This is a genomic window from Rhodococcus sp. SORGH_AS_0303, assembly GCF_030819335.1.
In the GTDB taxonomy this organism is placed as follows: domain Bacteria; phylum Actinomycetota; class Actinomycetes; order Mycobacteriales; family Mycobacteriaceae; genus Rhodococcoides.
The window spans coordinates 2115438-2135558 of the sequence record NZ_JAUTBO010000001.1; the positions used below are offsets into that span (position 1 = coordinate 2115438).

The 20121-nt window shown below is 68.7% G+C and carries 18 protein-coding genes; 15 read left to right on the forward strand and 3 right to left on the reverse strand.

All coding sequences use genetic code 11. The annotated features are described in order from the left end of the window. Positions 1-2: 2 nt before the first annotated feature. From ftsY to QE449_RS10035, 6 genes are all read left to right on the forward strand, one after another. Positions 3-1403, forward strand: coding sequence for a signal recognition particle-docking protein FtsY (gene ftsY / locus QE449_RS10010; RefSeq protein ID WP_056445072.1), 1401 nt, complete (start codon positions 3-5; stop codon positions 1401-1403). 222 nt (positions 1404-1625) lie between these two features. Next, a complete protein-coding gene (locus QE449_RS10015) occupies positions 1626-2987 on the forward strand; it encodes an ammonium transporter (protein ID WP_027505008.1) in 1362 nt (453 codons plus the stop codon). A gap of 3 nt (positions 2988-2990) precedes the next feature. After that, positions 2991-3329 carry a P-II family nitrogen regulator gene (locus QE449_RS10020; protein WP_027505009.1) on the forward strand — a complete coding sequence of 113 codons (339 nt, stop codon included), beginning with the start codon at positions 2991-2993 and terminating at the stop codon, positions 3327-3329. A gap of 57 nt (positions 3330-3386) precedes the next feature. Next, positions 3387-5873 carry a [protein-PII] uridylyltransferase gene (locus QE449_RS10025; protein ID WP_307109702.1) on the forward strand — a complete coding sequence of 829 codons (2487 nt, stop codon included), beginning with the start codon at positions 3387-3389 and terminating at the stop codon, positions 5871-5873. Positions 5874-5964: 91 nt separating this feature from the next. Continuing rightward, positions 5965-7533: a signal recognition particle protein gene (gene ffh, locus QE449_RS10030; RefSeq protein ID WP_056445067.1), complete on the forward strand. Its 1569-nt coding sequence runs from the start codon at positions 5965-5967 to the stop codon at positions 7531-7533. Between the two features lie 31 nt (positions 7534-7564). Further along, positions 7565-8629: an amidohydrolase family protein gene (locus QE449_RS10035; protein WP_222637819.1), complete on the forward strand. Its 1065-nt coding sequence runs from the start codon at positions 7565-7567 to the stop codon at positions 8627-8629. Between the two features lie 16 nt (positions 8630-8645). Here the strand turns inward: QE449_RS10035 and QE449_RS10040 are convergent, their stop codons facing one another. Both QE449_RS10040 and QE449_RS10045 read right to left on the reverse strand, forming a co-directional pair. Next, complete coding sequence (locus QE449_RS10040; RefSeq protein WP_307108743.1) at positions 8646-9326, reverse strand: response regulator; 681 nt, start codon at positions 9324-9326, stop codon at positions 8646-8648. Positions 9327-9368: 42 nt separating this feature from the next. After that, the gene (locus QE449_RS10045) at positions 9369-10994 is read right to left on the reverse strand and encodes an ATP-binding protein (protein WP_373428385.1); all 1626 of its coding nucleotides are present in this window, start codon (positions 10992-10994) and stop codon (positions 9369-9371) included. A 106-nt stretch (positions 10995-11100) separates the two neighbouring features. On the opposite strand from QE449_RS10045, the gene QE449_RS10050 reads away from it, so the two are divergent. The 8 genes from QE449_RS10050 to trmD all read left to right on the forward strand — a co-directional run bounded on the left by QE449_RS10050 (position 11101) and on the right by trmD (position 16669). After that, positions 11101-12069: a tripartite tricarboxylate transporter substrate binding protein gene (locus QE449_RS10050; protein ID WP_027505015.1), complete on the forward strand. Its 969-nt coding sequence runs from the start codon at positions 11101-11103 to the stop codon at positions 12067-12069. Beyond that, positions 12066-12593, forward strand: coding sequence for a tripartite tricarboxylate transporter TctB family protein (locus QE449_RS10055; RefSeq protein WP_269320092.1), 528 nt, complete (start codon positions 12066-12068; stop codon positions 12591-12593). The genes QE449_RS10050 and QE449_RS10055 overlap by 4 nt, the downstream gene beginning before the upstream one ends. Beyond that, complete coding sequence (locus tag QE449_RS10060) at positions 12593-14116, forward strand: tripartite tricarboxylate transporter permease (RefSeq protein ID WP_051613188.1); 1524 nt, start codon at positions 12593-12595, stop codon at positions 14114-14116. The genes QE449_RS10055 and QE449_RS10060 overlap by 1 nt, the downstream gene beginning before the upstream one ends. Further along, the gene (locus tag QE449_RS10065; RefSeq protein ID WP_027505017.1) at positions 14113-14502 is read left to right on the forward strand and encodes a universal stress protein; all 390 of its coding nucleotides are present in this window, start codon (positions 14113-14115) and stop codon (positions 14500-14502) included. The genes QE449_RS10060 and QE449_RS10065 overlap by 4 nt, the downstream gene beginning before the upstream one ends. Positions 14503-14718: 216 nt before the next feature. After that, positions 14719-15180 (forward strand): 30S ribosomal protein S16, encoded by a 462-nt coding sequence (gene rpsP / locus QE449_RS10070; RefSeq protein ID WP_027505018.1) that lies wholly within the window; start codon positions 14719-14721, stop codon positions 15178-15180. A gap of 9 nt (positions 15181-15189) precedes the next feature. Next, positions 15190-15432: an RNA-binding protein gene (locus QE449_RS10075; protein ID WP_027505019.1), complete on the forward strand. Its 243-nt coding sequence runs from the start codon at positions 15190-15192 to the stop codon at positions 15430-15432. An 8-nt stretch (positions 15433-15440) separates the two neighbouring features. Beyond that, a complete protein-coding gene (gene rimM, locus QE449_RS10080; RefSeq protein ID WP_056445061.1) occupies positions 15441-15986 on the forward strand; it encodes a ribosome maturation factor RimM in 546 nt (181 codons plus the stop codon). Positions 15987-15988: 2 nt separating this feature from the next. Next, positions 15989-16669 carry a tRNA (guanosine(37)-N1)-methyltransferase TrmD gene (gene trmD, locus QE449_RS10085; RefSeq protein ID WP_056445343.1) on the forward strand — a complete coding sequence of 227 codons (681 nt, stop codon included), beginning with the start codon at positions 15989-15991 and terminating at the stop codon, positions 16667-16669. A 9-nt stretch (positions 16670-16678) separates the two neighbouring features. Here trmD and QE449_RS10090 read toward each other — a convergent pair whose 3' ends face one another. Then, positions 16679-17635 carry a serine hydrolase gene (locus QE449_RS10090; RefSeq protein ID WP_307108745.1) on the reverse strand — a complete coding sequence of 319 codons (957 nt, stop codon included), beginning with the start codon at positions 17633-17635 and terminating at the stop codon, positions 16679-16681. A gap of 122 nt (positions 17636-17757) precedes the next feature. Here QE449_RS10090 and QE449_RS10095 point away from each other — a divergent pair, with 122 nt between their 5' ends. Then, entirely contained in the window at positions 17758-20079 is a 2322-nt protein-coding gene (locus tag QE449_RS10095) for a Tex family protein (protein ID WP_307108746.1), read from the forward strand. Positions 20080-20121 lie beyond the last annotated feature (42 nt).

Consider the following 20121-nt stretch of genomic DNA (forward strand, 5'->3'; position numbering starts at 1 on the left):
GGATGGTCGACGTGACTACCGAACTGTGGATCGTCGTGGCGGCCGTCCTCGCACTGCTCGTCGTCGTTCTCGTCGTCGGGTTGGTGTTGCAGCGTCGTCGCCGCATCTCCCTGGCCCGTCCGGACACCACCGAGCAGGTCCGCGAGGTCGACCGATCGGGTGGCTACAAGGCCGGGACCGGATTCGACTTCTCGCAGGGCACGGCGGCTCCGCCCGCGCCGGCGCCCCGGAAGCCGATCCCCGAACCCACCCTCGAGCGCACCGACACCGACGATCAGCCGCGGGTCGGTGACGACGCGTCGGTTCCTCGCGACGCACCCAAGCGGGGCATCACCGACATCTCGCTGCCCGACCCGGTGCTCGACGAGCCCGCTCCGGCCACGGAGGCACCGCCTGTCGAGACCCCGCCCGTGGTCGTCCCTCCGGTGGAGGAGGAGACGCCCGCAGAACCGGCGAGCTCCGCTCCGGTGCTCGACGAGATCGAGCCGACGTCGGGCCGCCTGACCAAGCTGCGCGGTCGACTGTCGCGATCGCAGAACGCCGTGGGCCGGTCGCTGCTCGGACTGCTCGGTGGCGGCGACCTCGACGAGGACTCGTGGGAGGAGGTCGAGGACACCCTCCTCGTCGCCGACCTGGGGAGTGCGGCGACCGCCGAGATCGTCGCGACGCTGCGTGAACAGATGGCCGTGCGCAACGTGCGGACGGAGCCCGAGGCCCGCGCCCTGCTGCGCGAGGTGCTGATCGAGCAGCTCACCCCGTCGTTCGACCGCTCGATCCGTGCGCTGCCGCACGGTGACCGACCGTCGGTCCTGCTCGTCGTCGGCGTCAACGGCACCGGCAAGACCACGACGACCGGCAAGCTCGCCCGCGTCCTGGTGGCGGACGGCCGTCGGGTCGTGCTGGGCGCGGCCGACACCTTCCGCGCCGCGGCGGCCGACCAGCTGCAGACGTGGGCCGAGCGCGTGGGCGCCGAGGTGGTGCGCGGCAAGGAGGGCGCCGATCCGGCCGCCGTCGCGTTCGACGCTGTGACGCGCGGCATCGCCGACGGAGTCGACGCCGTGCTCATCGACACGGCGGGCCGACTGCACACCAAGACCGGACTGATGGACGAGCTGGGCAAGGTCAAGCGCGTCATCGAGAAGAAGGCGCCCGTCGACGACGTCCTGCTCGTGCTCGACGCGACCATCGGTCAGAACGGTCTCGCGCAGGCCCGGGTGTTCGCTCAGGTCGTCGACATCACCGGCGTCGTGCTGACCAAGCTGGACGGCACCGCCAAGGGCGGCATCGTGTTCCAGGTGCAGCGTGAACTCGGTGTCCCGGTGAAGCTCGTGGGCCTCGGTGAGGGCGCCGACGACCTCGCTCCGTTCGAGCCCGGCGCGTTCGTCGACGCTCTTCTCGGCTGACCGCGAGCTCCGCTCGGGCCGCCGAGAATTCGACTCTCGTCGAGTCCTCGGCGGCCGAATCGGGTGAAAAGACCGAGACGCAACACGGTCGCAACATGATTCGGCTGTGCGTTCACACCGACGAAACACCGCAGTGTCGTCGCCGAAACGTCGAGTGAGCACCCTTCTCCTCAGGTCGTCAGCCGCCATCGGCTGGGGCGAGGAAGAAGGAGGAGGCTCAAGGTGGATTTTCCCACTATCGGTGCGCCCGACACCGGTGACACCGCATGGATGCTGACAAGCGCGGCATTCGTGTTGCTCATGGTTCCGGGTCTTGCGTTCTTCTACGGCGGCATGGTCCGCGCGAAGAGCGTGCTGAACATGATCATGATGAGCATCAGCGCGATGGGCGTCGTCGGCGTTCTCTGGGTGCTGTACGGCTACTCGGTCACCTTCGGCGAGGACAAGGGCAACCTGATCGGTGACCCGTTCCAGTACTTCGGGCTCAAGGGCCTGATCGGCGGAACGTACCTCGCCTCCGAGGACGAGGCCGGTGTGCTCACCGATGCCGCGATCCCGCTCGTCGGCACCATCCCCGCGACCGTGTTCGTCTCCTTCCAGGCCATGTTCGCGATCCTGACGGTCGCGCTGATCTCCGGCGCTGTCGCGGACCGCATGCGCTTCGGACCGTGGCTGCTGTTCGCCGGACTGTGGGCGACCCTCGTCTACTTCCCGGTCGCGCACTGGGTCTTCTCCTTCGACGAGGTCACCACCACGACCGGTGGCTGGATCGCCAACAAGCTCGCGGCGGTCGACTTCGCCGGCGGTACCGCCGTCCACATCAACGCGGGTGCCGCGGGTCTGGTGCTCGCCGTCATCCTGGGCAAGCGCAAGGGATGGCCGGGTACTCCGTTCCGCCCCCACAACCTGCCGTTCGTCATGCTGGGTGCCGGCCTCCTCTGGTTCGGTTGGTTCGGCTTCAACGCCGGTTCCGCCGTCGGCTCCAACGGCATCGCCGGTGCCACCTTCGTCACCACCATCGCGGCCACGGCCGCAGCCATGCTGGCCTGGCTCCTCACGGAGCGCATCCGTGACGGGCACGCGACGAGTCTCGGTGGTGCGTCGGGCATCGTCGCCGGACTCGTGGCCATCACCCCGGCCTGCTCCTCGGTCAACATCCTCGGTGCACTCGTCATCGGCGTCGTCGCCGGTGTGCTCTGCGCACTGGCCGTCGGCCTGAAGTTCAAGTTCGGTTTCGACGACTCGCTCGACGTCGTCGGCGTCCACCTCGTCGGCGGTCTGGTGGGCACGCTGCTCGTCGGACTGGTCGCCACCTCCGAGGCGCCGGCCGGTGTCGAGGGGCTGTTCTACGGCGGCGGATTCGACCAGCTGTGGCGTCAGGCAGTCGGTGCCGGTGCGGTGCTGCTCTACTCTCTGGTGGGTACGACCATCGTCGCGCTCATCGTCAAGTACACCGTGGGCCTCCGGATCGACGACGATGGTGAATCCATGGGAGCCGACGAATCGGAACATGCCGAGACCGCCTACGACTTTGCGGCACTCGGTGGGTCAACACTGGGACGCGTTCCCAGCAAGGAGGCGTGAGACATGAAGTTGATCACTGCAATCGTCAAGCCGTTCACTCTCGAGGACGTCAAGACGGCTCTCGAGCAGGCAGGCGTTCTCGGTATGACCGTGAGCGAGGTACAGGGGTACGGCCGACAGAAGGGCCACACCGAGGTCTACCGCGGTGCCGAGTACTCCGTGGACTTCGTTCCCAAGGTGCGCGTCGAGGTCGTCGTGGACGATGCGGCCGTGGACAAGGTCGTCGAGGTGATCGTCGAGGCAGCCCGTACCGGCAAGATCGGTGACGGCAAGGTCTGGGTCTCGCCCGTGGAGGCCGTCGTGCGCGTGCGCACAGGCGAGCGTGGCTCCGACGCTCTGTAGTTCCCGTCAGTCCGGCCGCGGATCCGCCTCGTTCGACGGGGCGGATCCGCGGCCGATCTGTTTCTCGGCGACACGACACCAGAAGGAGTGAGCCCCGTGGGAGGTTCCGAAGCAGCGGCGGATCTCGTCCGAGCGCGCGAGCAACTGCTCGCGGGCCAGGGCCGGAATCGACGACTGGACGCGACGGCGCTGCGCCAGGCGCTCGTCGATCTGCACGAGTTCTGGCTGACCACCAAGGGTTCCGAGGTGGGTATCAAGCCGGACAGCGGATTCGCCATCGTCGCCGTCGGCGGGTTGGGTCGCCGCGAGATGCTGCCGTACTCGGACCTGGACCTGGTGCTGTTGCACGACGATCTCGATCCCGCGCTCGTCAGCGGTGTGGCCGACCAACTCTGGTACCCGCTGTGGGACGCGCACATCAAGCTCGATCACAGTGTCCGCACGGTTCCGCAGGCTCTGGACGTCGCCGCCCACGACATGACCGCGGCCCTCGGTCTGCTCGACGCCCGACACATCGTGGGCGACGCCGAACTCAGTTCGATGTTGATCGACGGGATCCGGCGTCAGTGGCGCATCGGGATCCGCGATCGGTTCGACGAGTTGCACGCGCTGACCCGCACTCGCTGGGGGCGTAGCGGCGAGATCGCCCACCGGGCCGAGCCCGATCTCAAGAGTGGACGCGGCGGACTGCGCGACGTGCAGCTGCTCGACGCGCTCTCCATCGCGCAGCTCACCGACGCGATGCCGGGCCTCGGGCCCGAATCACCGGGCGGTGGACTGGATTTCGCTCACCGACGGATCCTCGACGTCCGTACCGAGCTGCACCGGGTGGCGGGCCGTGCCCGTGATCAGCTGCGAGCGCAGGACGCGGACGAGATCGCCGCCGCGCTCCGTATCGGCGATCGGTTCGATCTCGCACGCGTACTGAGTGATTCGGCGCGCACCATCGTCTACTCGACGGACGTGGGCCTGCGTACCGCCGGGAATGCCATACCGCGACGCGGACTCTCGCGGCTCCGCCGGGTACCTGTGCGTCGGCCCCTGGACGAGGGGGTCGTCGAGCACGCCGGCGAGGTGGTGCTGGCGCGGGACGCCCGCCCCAACAAGGATCCGGGACTGATCATGCGTGTCGCGGCGGCCTCCGCGGTGACAGGGATGCCGATGTCCGCGTCGACCCTGGGCCGGCTGTCCGACAGTGCACCGGAACTGCGCGAGCCGTGGCCGAAGGAGGCGCTGAACGACCTGCTGGTGGTCCTCGGATCCGGCCGCCGCGCCATCGACGCGATCGAGGCTCTGGACCGGACGGGCCTGTGGGGGCGTCTGCTTCCCGAGTGGGGGGCGGTGCGCGACCTGCCGCCGCGCGACGCCGTGCACACCTGGACCGTGGATCGCCATCTCGTCGAGACCGCCGCTCACGCGAGCGGTTTCACCACCCGGGTCGCGAGGCCCGACCTGCTGGTCCTCGGGGCACTGCTGCACGACATCGGCAAGGGCCGCGGGGGAGACCACAGCATCGTCGGCGCGGATCTGGCCACGCAGGTGGGCAAGCGGCTCGGTCTGTGGCCGTCGGACGTCCGGCTGCTCGAGGCGATGGTGCGCCACCATCTGCTCCTGCCGGACACCGCGACCCGACGCGACCTGGACGATCCCGCGACGGTGCAGCGGGTGGTCGACGCGCTGGACGGCGATCCGATCCTGCTCGAACTCCTGCACGCGCTGGCCGAGGCGGACTCGCTCGCGACGGGACCCGGTGTCTGGGGGGACTGGAAGTCCTCGCTCATCGGTGAGCTCGTGCGGCGCTGCCGCATGATCATGGCCGGTGAATCACTGCCGACGCCCGATCCGATCGACGCGGCGCTCGCGGCCCGCGCCGCCGAGGGCGGAGTCGACGTCGATCTGCAGCCGTCGGACAGTCCGCACACGTTCGAGGTGACGGTGACCGCGCCGGACAGGCTCGGCCTGCTGTCCAACGCGTCGGGCGTGCTCGCTCTGGCCGCGCTGCGGGTACTGTCCGCGTCCGTGGTCAGCGCGAACGGGTTCGCGATCAACCGCTTCGTCGTCACGCCCACCTTCGGGGCGCCGCCCCAGCCCGGCCTGCTGCGCCAGGAGCTCATCCGGGCACTCGACGGGGACCTCGACCTGCTCGCGCAACTCGACCTCAAGGAGGCCGGGGCACGGATCGCCGCCTCGGACGGCGAACTCGGAACGCTCGACTCGTCGGAGGTGCTGCTGTACGCGCAGGCGCCGCCGCGGGTGCTGTGGTTCGACGGTCCGGACGGTGACTCCGTGATCGTGGAGGTCCGCGCCGAGGATCGGCTCGGGCTGCTGTGCCGGCTCTCGTCCGTCTTCGAGAAGCACGGTGCCGACGTGCGCTGGGCCAAGGTCACCACCCGCGGATCCTCGGTGGTGGACGCGTTCTGCGTCGACACCAGCGGGGCGTCGGAGGGCGGTGCCGGATCGCGGGCACACCGCGAGGAGCTCGAACGCGCGCTGCTGGCCGTCGTCCCCGCCCTGCGTCCGAAGGAGCCCGAGTCGGACGACTGAGGTACGCGTCGGGCCGGGCCACCGCCGGGTCGATCGACCGTTAGTCTGGTCGACGGAGTCTTCACTTCTCTCGCGATGTTCAGGAGTATCGGTGTTCGAATCACTGTCCGACAGATTGACCGGAAGCCTCAAGGATCTGAGAGGCAAGGGTCGGCTCTCGGGCGCCGACATCGATGCGGTGTGCCGCGAGATCCGCCTGGCACTGCTCGACGCCGACGTCGCGCTGCCGGTCGTGCGCGCTTTCATCACTCGGATCAAGGAGCGCGCGAAGGGCGCCGAGGTCTCCGCTGCTCTCAACCCCGCGCAGCAGGTCGTCAAGATCGTCAACGACGAGCTCGTCGGCATCCTCGGTGGCGAGACCCGGCGGGTGGAGTTCGCGAAGAACCCGCCGACCGTAATCATGCTGGCCGGTCTGCAGGGCTCCGGTAAGACGACACTCGCCGGCAAGCTAGCCAAGTGGCTCAAGGACCAGAACCACACCCCGCTCCTCGTGGCCTGCGACCTCCAGCGCCCCGGTGCGGTGAGTCAGCTCCAGATCGTCGGCGAGCGTGCGGGCGCCGCCGTCTTCGCGCCGCATCCGGGCACGTCGATCGGCGGCGGCGAGAATGCCCTCGGCGTGACCGCGGCCGATCCGGTGGAGGTCGCTCGCGCCGGTGTCGCGGAGGCCAGGGCCAAGCAGTACGACGTCGTCATCGTCGACACCGCGGGCCGTCTCGGTATCGACACCGAGCTCATGGGCCAGGCCGCCGGTATCCGCGACGCGACGAACCCCGACGAGATCCTGTTCGTGCTCGACGCGATGATCGGCCAGGACGCCGTCAGCACGGCGCAGGCCTTCCAGGACGGTGTCGGCTTCACCGGCGTCGTGCTGACCAAGCTCGACGGCGACGCCCGCGGTGGCGCCGCGCTGAGCGTCCGCGAGGTCACCGGTCGACCGATCATGTTCGCGTCGACGGGCGAGAAGCTCGAGGACTTCGAGATCTTCCACCCGGATCGCATGGCGAGCCGCATCCTCGGCATGGGCGACCTGCTCAGCCTCATCGAGCAGGCCGAGACCGTCTTCGACGCGAAGCAGGCGGAGGACACCGCCGCGAAGATCGGGTCCGGCCAGTTGACGCTCGAGGACTTCCTCGAGCAGATGATGGCGATCCGCAAGATGGGACCGATCGGCAACCTGCTCGGCATGCTGCCCGGTGCCGGTCAGATGAAGGACGCCCTCGCGTCGGTGGACGACAAGCAGCTCGACCGCGTGCAGGCCATCATCCGCGGTATGACACCCGCCGAGCGGGCCGATCCGAAGATGATCAACGCCTCCCGTCGTCTGCGCATCGCCAACGGTTCCGGTGTGAAGGTCTCCGACGTCAACCAGCTCGTCGACCGCTTCTTCGAGGCCCGCAAGATGATGGCGTCGATGGCCGGCCGCATGGGCATGCCCGGCGCGCGCAAGCAGGTTCAGCGCAGCAACAAGAAGGGCAAGAAGGGGAAGAAGGGCGGTCGCGGACCCACACCGCCGAAGGGCGTGCGGGGAGGCTTCCCCGGTATGCCGGGCGGAATGCCCGCGGGGATGCCCGATCTGTCCTCGATGCCGAAGGGCCTCGACCAGCTTCCGCCGGGCCTCGAGGGCATCGACCTGTCGCAGCTGAAGCTCCCCAAGAAGTAGGGCGGAGCACGCGGTGCGCATCTCGCCGAGTCTGCATCTGCGCGGCGTCGTGCTGCCCGGCCACGACGAGGTGGACGTCTGGGTGCGAGACGGCCTCGTCTCACTGGATCCGGTTCCCGGTGCCACCACGGTGGCGCGGGGCGGCTGGATCGTTCCGGGTCTCGTCGACGCGCACTGCCATGTCGGTATCACGTACGGCGGCGGGCACGAGGATCACGACGGCACCGTCGCGCAGGCCACCACCGAGCGCGAGGTGGGTGCGCTGCTGCTGCGTGACGCGGGATCGCCCGTCGACACCCGCGCACTCGACGACCACGAGGATCTGCCGCGCATCATCCGCGCGGGTCGGCACATCGCGATGCCCAAGCGCTACATTCCCGGCCTCGCCGTCGATCTCGAGGACGAGTCGCAACTGCCCGAGGCCGTGGCTCAGCAGGCGCGCCTCGGCGACGGGTGGGTCAAGCTGGTCGGCGACTGGATCGACCGCGAGGTCGGCGACCTCGCACCCTTGTGGGACGACGCGGTCCTGCGCCGGGCCATCGACGCCGCCCACGCCGAGGGCGCCCGGGTCACTGCGCACGTCTTCGGCGAGGACGCGCTGCCCGGGCTGATCGGTGCCGGCATCGACTGCATCGAACACGGCACCGGCCTGACCGACGAGACCATCGAGATGATGGTCGAGCACGGAACCGCACTGGTGCCCACGCTCATCAACATCGAGACCTTTCCGTCGATCGCCGACTCGGCCACCCGCTATCCGCGCTACGCCGATCACATGCGCGACCTGCACGCCCGAGTGGCGGACACGGTGGGGCGCGCGCACGACGCCGGAGTCCCGATCTACGCGGGCACCGACGCGGGCGGCAGCATCGAGCACGGGCGGGTGGCCGACGAGGTGGCGGCGCTGGTGGGCGTGGGCCTGTCGCCGACCGACGCCCTGGGTGCGGCCAGTTGGACGGCGCGGCGGTGGCTCGGGCGTGCGGGCATCGAGCACGGCGCACCCGCGGATCTGGTGTTCTACTCCACGGACCCACGAACCGGGCCGGACGTGCTGTCGGCGCCGGACGTGGTGGTCTTGCGCGGCCGGATCTGGTGACCGTCGGCTCCGATGGTCAGCGTGCTCGGTAGCGGCGTTCCGGGCGCCCCGCCCGGCCGTACTGCAGACGGACGTCCAGCACGCCGCAGGCCAGATAGTGTTCGAGGTACCGGCGCGCGCTGACTCGCGAGATGCCGACGGCTTCAGCGCATTCCGTGGCCGACAGCTCGGCTCCTCCGGTCATCTGCCCGAGTACCACGCCGCCGGTCTCCGGCGACAGACCCTTGGGCAGCCGGGCGGCGGCGTCCGAGGTCGACTGGTCCGGCCGCGCTGCGGCACCGAACAGCGAATCGACGAGTGACTGATCAGCCTGCCCGGAGGACAGGGCATCGAAGCGCGCGGCGAAGGCGTCCAGCTTGTCGCGCAGCTGCGGATACTCGAAGGGTTTGATCAGGTAGTCCGCGGCGCCGCCGCTCAAGGCATCCGCGACGGTGTCGAGTTCCCGTGCGGCGGTGATCATGATGACGCCGACGGGATTCTTCTCGGCCCGCAAGGTACGGAGCACGTCGAGTCCCGAGGCGTCGGGCAGGTGCACGTCGAGAAGGACGAGGTCCGGTGTCAACGCGGTGATGCTGGTCCGGGCTGCCGCCGCGGAGTGCGCGACACCGACCGCCGTGAAGCCAGGTGTGTGGTCGACGAAGCGGCGGTGGATGTCCGCCACCATGAAGTCGTCGTCCACCACCAGCACCGTGGGCACTCGGGGTACGTCCTCTCTCGTCGGGTCGGGAATGTGCAGAACCTAACCGAGCGGCATGCGGACGCGGAAACGGGCACCGCCGGAATCTGCGTCCTCGATGGTCGCGGTGCCGCCGTGCTGCACGCTGACCAAGCGGACGAGCGCGAGACCGATGCCGCGTCCGCCGGGAACGTCCGTCTTGGACGTCACGCCCCGCGAGAAGATCAACTCGCGCATATGCGGGGGAACTCCGGGGCCGGAGTCGAGGACCTCGACACACAGTTCCGGATCGTCCCGGACGAGCACGGTGATGGAGCGATCGCCGTGGTCGCGGGAGACGTCGAGCGCGTTGTCCACGAGGTTGCCGAGGACGGTGATGACGTCCGTCGACAGCGCCGGATCGAGCGCACCCAGATCCGACTCCGGATCCAACACGAGCCGCACCCCGGCCTCGGCGGCGAGTGACGTCTTCGCGATGAGCAGTGCCGCCACCGCCGGGTCGTGGACGTGCGCCGTGATCGAATCGCTGATCTCCGCGCGGCGGCGGGTGAGCGTGCCCACCAACCGGGTCACGTCGTCGTAGCTGCCCAGCTGTGCCAAGCCGGAGATGGTGTGCAGCTGGTTCGCGAATTCGTGGGTCTGGGCGCGCAGGGTGTCGGTCACACTCTTGTGCGACGTCAGTTGGCTCTGCATCGAGGCGAGTTCGGTGCTGTCACGCATTGTGGTCACGGTGCCGATGTGCTGCCCGCGGTTCTCCGCACGGCGACTGGTGGCACTGCGGCGATTGAGGGCCAGGACCCGCGTCGAGGTGGTGACGACGACGTCCTCGACGTCACCGTCGGACAGAAGTACCTCGCGTATCCCGGCGTCGATGTCGACCTCGGCGACGTGACTCCCGACGACGCTCGGCTGTAGATCCAGCAGGGCGCACGCGCTGTCGTTGATCATCGTGATCCGGCCGTCGTTGCCGACGGCGATGACGCCTTCACGGATGCTGTGCAGCAACGCTTCTCGGTGGTCGGCAAGGCTCGCGATCTCGGTGGTCTCGAGCCCGAGAGTGTGGCGACGGATGCGCCGGGAGAGCAGCCACGATCCCGCGGCGCCGACGCCGGCGCCTATTCCGAGATAGATCAGGAGGCGAGCACCGGAGTCGGACAACAGCATCCACGTCGAGGGATAGTTCTCCGACACGGTGACCACAGCGATCACACCACCGTCGGTGTCGAGGATCGGCACGTGTCCGGCAATGGAAGGGTGGCCCTCCACGTCGACGTCGCCGTACCAGCCGCGGCCGCCGAAGACGTCGCTGTCACCGAGTTCTGCGGCGGATCCGACGCGGGTCGGATCGGTGGACACCAGAACCTCGCCTTCGGTCGAGACGATCTCGGCCAGGGTGGCTCCGGAGAGAGACACCGCGCGGTCGACGTCCGGCGCGAGCACTTGTTCCACCAGCGGCGCGTTCAGCTGCTCCCGCACGATCGGGGTGGAGGCCAGGCTCTCCGCGACGGACAGCATGCGCCCGCCCTGGATGTCCCGGAACTCGGTGGTCGACTGATGAATCGAGATCGCGGCCACGGCCCCCAACACCACGGCGACGACGGCCAGTTGCAACACGAGGAACTGGCCGGCCAGCGACCTGCCGCGCGCGTGCCGGACCAGGGCGGTCCGGGTCGACCGTCGTGACCACAAAGAACTCAACTTTCCTTGGTAACGAATGGGTGACCTGAATCACTGAAACATCCATGATTGCTCTCGATCACAGTCTTACATCACGATCGAGACGAATCGAGGACCGATGCCGAGAAGGCTGACAGCCGTTCTGGCGCTCGTACTCCTGCTGGCGGGGTGCGGCGTCACCCGGGGCGACGAGGGCGAAGGGCTGCACCGCATCCGCATGATGGTGCCCAACAGCCCCGGCGGCGGATACGACCTGACGGCGCGCACGGCCGTGAAGATCATGGAGGACGACGACATCACCGGTCGTGTCGAGGTGTTCAACGTCATCGGCGCCGGTGGCACTGTCGCCATGGCCCGTCTGATGAACGAGTCGGGTAACGACGACCTCATGATGATGATGGGCCTGGGTGTGGTCGGCGCGGGATACACGAACGGGTCCGCTGCCCGAGTGTCCGACGCGACTCCGCTGGCCAAGGTGGTCGAAGAGCAGGAGGGCATCCTGGTACCCGCCGATTCGCCGTTCACCACGGTGAACGAGCTGGTGGAAGCGTGGCGCGCGAATCCGGGGTCGGTGACGATCGGTGGCGGCTCGTCGCCTGGCGGCCCGGACCACCTGTTCCCGATGGAGACCGCGCAGGCGGTGGGCGTCGATCCCACCGCGGTCAACTACATCTCCTACGACGGCGGCGGCGATCTGCTGACGGCGTTGCTGGGCAACAAGATCACCGCGGGCACGTCGGGTCTGGGGGAGTACGTCGACCAGATCGAGGCGGGCCAGGTCCGTGTTCTCGCCGTCTCGGGAGCGGAGCGCGTTCGCGGGGTCGACGCCCCCACGCTGCGCGAGGCCGGCATCGATCTCGAATTCACCAACTGGCGCGGCATTCTCGCGCCGCCCGGACTCTCCGACGAGGTCCGCGCCGAGATGGTCGAGGCGCTGACAGAGCTGCACGCCACGACGGAATGGAAGGACGCACTGATGACCAACGGCTGGACCGACGCTTTCGAGACGGGACCGGGCTTCGAGCAGTTCCTGCGCGAGCAGGACGAACGGGTCGAGTCGACTCTGACCGAACTGGGGCTGGTGTGACGGCCACGGTGGAACGACCGGACGACGCGGCTGCGCAGAACCGTCCGGACTGGGCGCAGTTCGTCGTCTGCGCGGTCATGCTGGTGGTGGGGATCTTCCTGATCGTCGACGCCCTGTCCCTGACGGCGGAGTTCGCGAAGGTGGACCCGGTGGGCCCCAAGCTGTTCCCGCTCGTCATCGGCGCCGGCCTGCTGGTGTGCTCCGTGCTGCTGGCCATCGCCACCGCGCGCGGCAGCAAGGGCACCCCCGACGACGGTGAGGACATCGACACGTCCACGCCGGCCGACTGGAAGACGGTGGGACTGCTGGTTGCCCTGTTCGTCGCCACGATCGCACTGGTCGACGTTCTCGGCTGGGTGATCATGGGCGCCGTGCTGTTCGGCGGCGCCGCGACGATCCTGGGCAACAGGCATTGGATCCGCAATCTCGGGATCGGTCTGGTGCTCTCGCTCGTCAGCTTCTACGCGTTCTACGTCGGACTCGGGATCCCGCTGTCCGCAGGCATCCTGGACGGAATTCTCTGATGGACAATCTGAACTGGCTCATGGAGGGGTTCTCCCAGGCTGCGACGCCGATGAACCTGCTCTACGCCTGCATCGGTGTGCTTCTCGGCACCGCCGTGGGAGTGCTCCCCGGAATCGGCCCGGCCATGACGGTCGCGCTGCTGCTCCCCATCACCTACAACGTCAGTCCCAGTGCGGCGTTCATCATGTTCGCCGGCATCTACTACGGCGGTATGTACGGCGGTTCGACGACCTCGATCCTGCTCAACACGCCGGGTGAGTCGTCGTCGGTGATCACGGCCATCGAGGGCAACAAGATGGCGAGAGCGGGTCGAGCTGCACAAGCGCTCGCGACCGCTGCCATCGGGTCGTTCATCGCCGGCTCGATCGGCACGATGCTGCTGGTGCTCTTCGCCCCGATGGTCTCTCGGTTCGCCGTATCCCTGGGTGCGCCGTCCTATCTGGCCATCATGCTGCTGGCCCTCGTCGCCGTGACCGCGGTCCTCGGCTCGTCCAAGCTCCGCGGGTGCATCTCGCTGCTGCTCGGACTGTCCATCGGACTGGTCGGCATCGACTTCCTGACCGGCCAGCCGCGTGCCACATTCGGTATCCCGCAGCTGTCGGACGGCATCGACATCGTCGTGATCGCCGTCGCCGTGTTCGCCCTCGGCGAGGCTCTCTGGGTCGCCGCGCACCTGCGTCGCAAGCCGGCCGAGGTCATTCCCGTCGGGCGTCCGTGGATGGGTAGAAGCGACTGGAAGCGGTCGTGGAAGCCCTGGCTGCGCGGAACCGCGTACGGCTTCCCGTTCGGTGCTCTTCCCGCCGGCGGCGCCGAACTACCGACATTTCTGAGCTACATCACCGAGAAGAAGCTGTCGAAGCATCCCGAGGAATTCGGCAAGGGCGCCATCGAGGGCGTCGCCGGACCCGAGGCCGCCAACAACGCGTCCGCGGCCGGCACCCTGGTCCCGATGCTCTCACTGGGGCTGCCCACCAATGCCACCGCCGCGGTCATGCTCACAGCGTTCGTCTCCTACGGCATCCAGCCCGGCCCTACGCTGTTCGACAAGGAACCGCTGCTGATCTGGACGCTCATCGCCAGCCTCTTCATCGGCAACTTCCTGCTGCTCGTGCTGAACCTGCCGCTCGCGCCGGTGTGGGCCAAGCTCCTGCGTACTCCGCGTCCGTACCTGTACGCCGGCATTCTGTTCTTCGCCGTCCTGGGTGCGTACGCCGTCAACCTGCAGTGGCTCGACCTGGCGATGCTGTTGATCTTCGGCCTGTTGGGGCTGATGATGCGGCGCTTCGGACTCCCCGTGCTCCCGCTGATCATCGGTGTGATCCTCGGACCGCGCATCGAACGTCAGCTCCGCCAGACGCTGCAACTCAACGAAGGCGACTGGAGCGGCATCTTCACCGAGCCCATCGCCGTGGTGGTCTACGCGATCATCGCCGTCCTGTTGATCGCGCCGTTGCTGGCCCGTCTCGTCCGACCCCGTGTGTCCGCCACCGCGGACCGGGAACTTCAGAAGGAGAACGCATGATCGTCGTCGGCTACACCCCGGACAAGTATGGCCGAGCCGCCCTCGAGCACGGCATCGCCGAGGCGAAGGCGCACGGCACCGAGGTGACCGTGGTCAACGCCTCGAAGGGCGATGCGCTGGCCGACCCGCACTTCGCCGACTCCGCGGCGGTGGACCAGTTGCAGAGCACGCTCGAGTCGTCCGGCGTGCCCTTCACCGTCGAGCAGGACACCACCACCGATCCGGTCGAGGCTCTGCTCACCGCGATGGAGAAGCCCGACGCCGACGTCCTGGTCATCGGCATCCGGCACCGCACTCCGGTGGGCAAGCTGTTGATGGGCAGCACCGCGCAGCGGATCCTGCTCACGTGCCCCAAGCCGGTGCTGGCGGTGAAGCCGGAGGACTGACGGGCGGGTCCCCGGGGACGGGAAGGCCGAGGATTATGAGGGGCGGGCAGCGTCTGGCAGAATAAGTCGCTGTTCGCCCGTCTCCGGTTCCGTACCGAGCGGCGGTCACAACACCCATCCACCGCAAAACCGGGTGCGCATGCCGTGCGCATCGCTGAATTGCGCCGTGACCAGCGGTCGCGTCCCGCGACCACATCGAAAGAGGCTTCGTTTCACATGGCAGTCAAGATCAAGCTCACCCGTCTCGGCAAGATCCGCAACCCGCAGTACCGCGTCGTCATCGCCGACGCGCGTACCCGTCGCGGTGGCCGTGCCATCGAGACCGTCGGCAAGTACCACCCGAAGGAAGAGCCGTCGCTGATCGAGATCGATTCCGATCGCGTGCAGCACTGGCTGAGCGTGGGCGCACAGCCCACCGAGCCCGTCGAGGCACTCCTCAAGATCACCGGTGACTGGCAGAAGTTCAAGGGCCTGCCGGGCGCCGAGGGCACGCTCCGCGTCAAGGAGCCGAAGCCGTCCAAGCTGGACCTGTTCAACGCTGCGCTCGCCGCCGCCGACAACGAGCCCGTCGCCGAGGCCACCACGCCGAAGAAGAAGAAGGCCGCCAAGGCGGACGACGCCGAGAGCGCACCGGCAGACGAGACCGCGGACGCCACCGCCGAGTCCACCGAGAAGTAGGACCCACCTGTGAGCACCATGGTCGCCGACGCCGTCGAGCATCTGGTTCGCGGCATCGTGTCCAATCCGGACGACGTTCGTGTCGAGATGATCACCGGTCGCCGTGGCCGGACCGTCGAGGTGCACGTGCACCCCGACGATCTGGGCAAGGTCATCGGCCGTGGCGGTCGTACCGCCACCGCGCTCCGTACCCTCGTCTCGGGTATCGGCGGCCGTGGGATCCGTGTCGACGTCGTCGACACCGATCGCTGATCACCGACGTGGAGCTCGTCGTGGGCCGCGTGGCCAAGTCGCACGGCATCAAGGGCGAGGTCGTCGTGGAGGTCCGCACGGACGATCCTGACGAGCGGTTCGCTCCGGGATCCGTTCTGCACGGCCGTGCGCGTCGCGACAACAGCACGACCGACTACACGGTGGAAGCCGCCCGGGAGCATTCCGGGCGGCTTCTGCTGCGTCTGAAGGGAATCGACGATCGCAGTACCGCCGACGCGATGCGCGGCACCCTGTTCGTCGTCGACACCGCGGATCTACCCCCGTCCGACGATCCGGACGAGTTCTACGACCACGAGCTCGAGGGCATGACGGTGCAGTTCGCTCCGGATCACGAGTCGGCGGGCACGGTGATCGGCACGGTCAGCGAGGTGCTGCACTCCGCTGCGGGGGAGTTGCTGTCGATCACGCCGGCCGACGAGAACGTCGGCCGCGAACTGCTCGTACCGTTCGTGTCCGCGATCGTGGTGTCGGTCTCCCGCGAGACGCGGACCGTCGAGATCGACCCGCCCGAAGGGCTTCTGGACGGCGAGTGACCATGCGTATCGACGTGGTGACGATCTTCCCCGAGTACCTCGAGCCCATGCGTACCGCGCTGCTGGGCAAGGCCGTGCAGAACGGTCTGGTGACCCTCGGTGTCCACGACCTCCGGGACTGGACACACGACGTGCACAAGGCGGTCGACGACTCGCCCTACGGCGGCGGCCCCGGCATGGTCATGAAGCCGACGGTGTGGGGAGACGCGTTGGACGACGTCATGCGCGACGCCGACCCGATCCTGGTGGTGCCCACGCCCGCCGGAGTGCCCTTCACCCAGCGCACCGCCGAGAGATGGTCGCGCGAGGATCATCTGGTGTTCGCATGCGGCCGCTACGAGGGCATCGATCAGCGAGTCTTCGATGACGCGGCGACCCGGGTGCGCGTCGAGGAGGTCAGCATCGGGGACTACGTGCTCATCGGCGGCGAGGCCGCGGTGCTGGTGATGACCGAGGCCGTGACGCGGCTGCTGCCCGGCGTCCTGGGCAATCAGCTCTCGCACCAACAGGACTCGTTCTCCGACGGTCTCCTCGAGGGGCCTGGCTACACCCGACCGGCCACGTGGCGCGGCCTGGACGTGCCGCCGGTTCTGTTGTCCGGCAACCACTCCCGCATCGAACAGTGGCGGCGGGAACAGTCGCTCGAGCGTACCGCTCAGCGCCGGCCCGACCTCCTACCCTGACGCGATCCCTCAGGCGACGACCCCGGTGGGGAACAGGATCTTCAGCGCGCCGGTGACGGTGACGCGCGCGTGCTTGGCGCCGTCGTCGTCCGTCACCGCGGTGTCCGCCGTCGTCTCCGCGCTGCCGCCGTCCGCGCCGTACCAGGGATCCTCCCGCGAGAGCACCGCCACCACGTAGCGTTCTCCGTCGCCGACGAACCCCGTGCTCAGGTGGATCCACCGACCGTCGACGCAGCACATCCACCCTTGCTTGACCCCGCGGACCGTCTCGCCGGGGAGTGCCCGCGGGATGCCGAAGGTCTGGGGATAGCCGTCTGCCCCCTCGGGGGTGAACGCCTCGAGGTCTCCGACGACGGTCGCCCGGTCCGCCGGGTTCAGTCCGCCGGTGCCGTCGAGGACGGCGTCGTAGTACCGCACCAGGTCCGCCGCGGTGGTTCGGGTGTTCCACCAGATCCCGTCCGCCGACGCGGCGGTGGCGGGCAGGCCGTAGCGGCCGGCGACGCGTGCCACGACCTCGGATCCACCGGCGGCGTCCCACAGGACCTGCGCCGCACTGTCGTCCGAGGACGAGAGCATCGGCGCGATGAGGGCACGGGACTCCTCGTCGAGGGCGAACTCGCCGCGCGACGAGCGGTAGAGCAGATCGTCGGCGATGAACAACTTGACCACCGACGCCGTCTCGATCGGATCGTTGTCACCGGAACCCATGTACGTCCCGGTCTCCCGGTCGAGGAAGCCGATGGAGAGCGTCGCGCCGCGCGCGGCCGCGCCGTCGAGTGCCTGCTGCAGGCGGCCGGTGAGGTCCGGCGCCATCGGCATCTCGGGTTCGGGGAACTCCGGTGCGACCGGGATCGTCGTCGCCGCCGGCTCGGCCGGCTGCGCGCAGGCCGCCGCCATCGTGGTGGCGAGCGCCACCGCCGCCAACATGGTGGAGGCTCGTCGCAGGCGCGCCGAGGGAGTTGTCACGTGACTACCGTTCTGTCATCGAGTGCCCCCACATTCGAGAGTGGACGTACCGGGCGCGTCGGCGCTCGGAACCCGGGGCGGCACCGTCACTCCACGGTACCGGCGCGGTAGGGTCCATCGCCGTGACGACCGCTGTGAAATCTGTCAATCGCCGGATCGCCGAGGAGCTCGACGTCGCGGAGGAGCGCGTACGCGCCGCCGTGGACCTGCTCGACGGGGGTGCGACGGTGCCGTTCATCGCGCGCTACCGCAAGGAGGTCACGGGCACGCTCGACGACACCCAGCTGCGCACGATCGACGAGCGACTGCGATACCTGCGCGAGCTCGACGAGCGCCGCGCCGCGATTCTCGAGTCCATCCGCTCGCAGGGCAAGCTCGACGACGCGCTCGAGGACTCGATCGTGCTCGCGGACACCAAGGCGCGCCTCGAAGACATCTACCTCCCGTTCAAACCGAAGCGCCGCACCAAGGCGCAGATCGCGCGCGAGGCCGGCCACCAGCCCGTGGCGGACGCCCTGCTGTCCGATCCGACCACCGATCCGACGTCCTTCGGCGAGGAGCAGCTCGCCGGTGCGCGCGCGATCCTCGTCGAGCACTTCGCCGAGGACGCCGACCTCGTCGGGTCGCTGCGCGAGCTGATGTGGACCCGTGGCCGGTTGACCAGCGCGGTGCGACCGGGCAAGGAGACGGACGGTGCGAAGTTCTCCGACTACTTCGCGTTCTCCGAGTCCTTCACCTCCGTTCCGTCCCATCGAGTACTGGCAGTCCTGCGCGGGGAGAAGGAGGAGGTGCTCTCCCTCACGATGGATCCGGAGCCGAACACCGACGAACCCGCACCCGGTACCGCGTCGGTGTACGAGACCCGCATCGCGGCGCGCTTCGGTATCGGCGACCACGGCCGTGCGGCCGACCGGTGGCTCCTCGACACGGTGCGATGGGCGTGGCGGACCAAGCTTCTGGTCAGCCTGGGCATCGACACCCGCATGCGGCTGCGGCAGTCCGCGGAGGAGCGCGCGGTCGACGTCTTCGCCTCCAATCTCGAGGACCTGCTGTTGGCGGCGCCCGCCGGCAGTCGCACCACCATGGGCCTCGACCCGGGGTTCCGCACGGGGACCAAGGTCGCGATCGTGGACCCCACCGGCAAGGTCCTCGCGTACGACACCATCTATCCGCACAAGCCCCAGGGCAAGTGGAACGAGGCGCTCGCGACGCTGGCCGCACTGGCGGCGAAGCACCGTGTCGATCTGCTGGCCATCGGCAACGGCACCGCGTCGCGTGAGACCGACGCGCTGGCGGCGGAACTCATCGCGAGGTACCCGGACGCGAACCTGACCAAGGCGATGGTCTCCGAGGCCGGCGCCTCCGTGTACTCCGCGTCCGCCTACGGGTCGCGCGAACTGCCCGATCTCGACGTCTCGATCCGCGGCGCGGTCTCCATCGCCCGTCGTCTGCAGGATCCCCTCGCGGAACTGGTGAAGATCGACCCGAAGTCGATCGGCGTGGGGCAGTACCAGCACGACGTCTCGGAATCCATGTTGGCGCGTTCCCTGGGCGCCGTCGTCGAGGACGCGGTGAACGCGGTCGGCGTCGACGTCAACACCGCCAGCGTGCCTCTGCTCGCGCGCGTCTCCGGCGTGGCCACCACTCTCGCCGAGTCGATCGTCGCGCACCGCGACGAGAACGGCCCCTTCCGATCCCGATCCGCGCTTCAGAAGGTTCCGCGGCTCGGGCCCAAGGCCTTCGAGCAGTGCGCCGGGTTCCTCCGCATCACCGACGGCGACGACCCCCTCGACCGGTCGAGCGTGCACCCCGAGGCGTATCCCGTGGTGCGCCGCATCGTCGACAGGGCCGGCATGGGAGTCCGTGAGGTGATCGGCAACGAGCGGGTGCTGCGGTCCCTGCGCCCGCAGGACTTCGTCGACGACCGGTTCGGACTCCCGACCGTCACCGACATCCTGTCCGAGCTCGAGAAGCCCGGCCGCGATCCGCGTCCGGAGTTCGCCACCGCCACCTTCGCGGCCGGTGTCGAGAAGGTCGCCGACCTCGAACCGGGCATGGTGCTAGAGGGAGTGGTGACCAACGTGGCGGCCTTCGGCGCCTTCGTCGACGTGGGCGTGCACCAGGACGGACTCGTCCACGTCTCGGCGATGTCCGACCGCTTCGTCTCGGACCCGCACGACGTCGTCAAGTCCGGACAGGTCGTGCGCGTGAAGATCATGGAGGTCGACCTGCCGCGCCAGCGGATCGGCCTGTCCTTGCGACTGACCGACGAGATCGGCGGTACGGCAGCGGCATCGGCTCCACGCGGCGGGTCGGGAGGCCAGGGCGCCCGGAACCGGCAGAAGACCGGAGCCGGACCGCGCAAGGGAGCGCAGTCCTCGGCACCGGCCGCGGCAACGGGATCGATGGCCGATGCGCTGCGGAAGGCGGGCTTCGGAAAGTAGAGGGTGTCGCGGCGGCGCGGATAGACTTCCTCGTCACAGGAC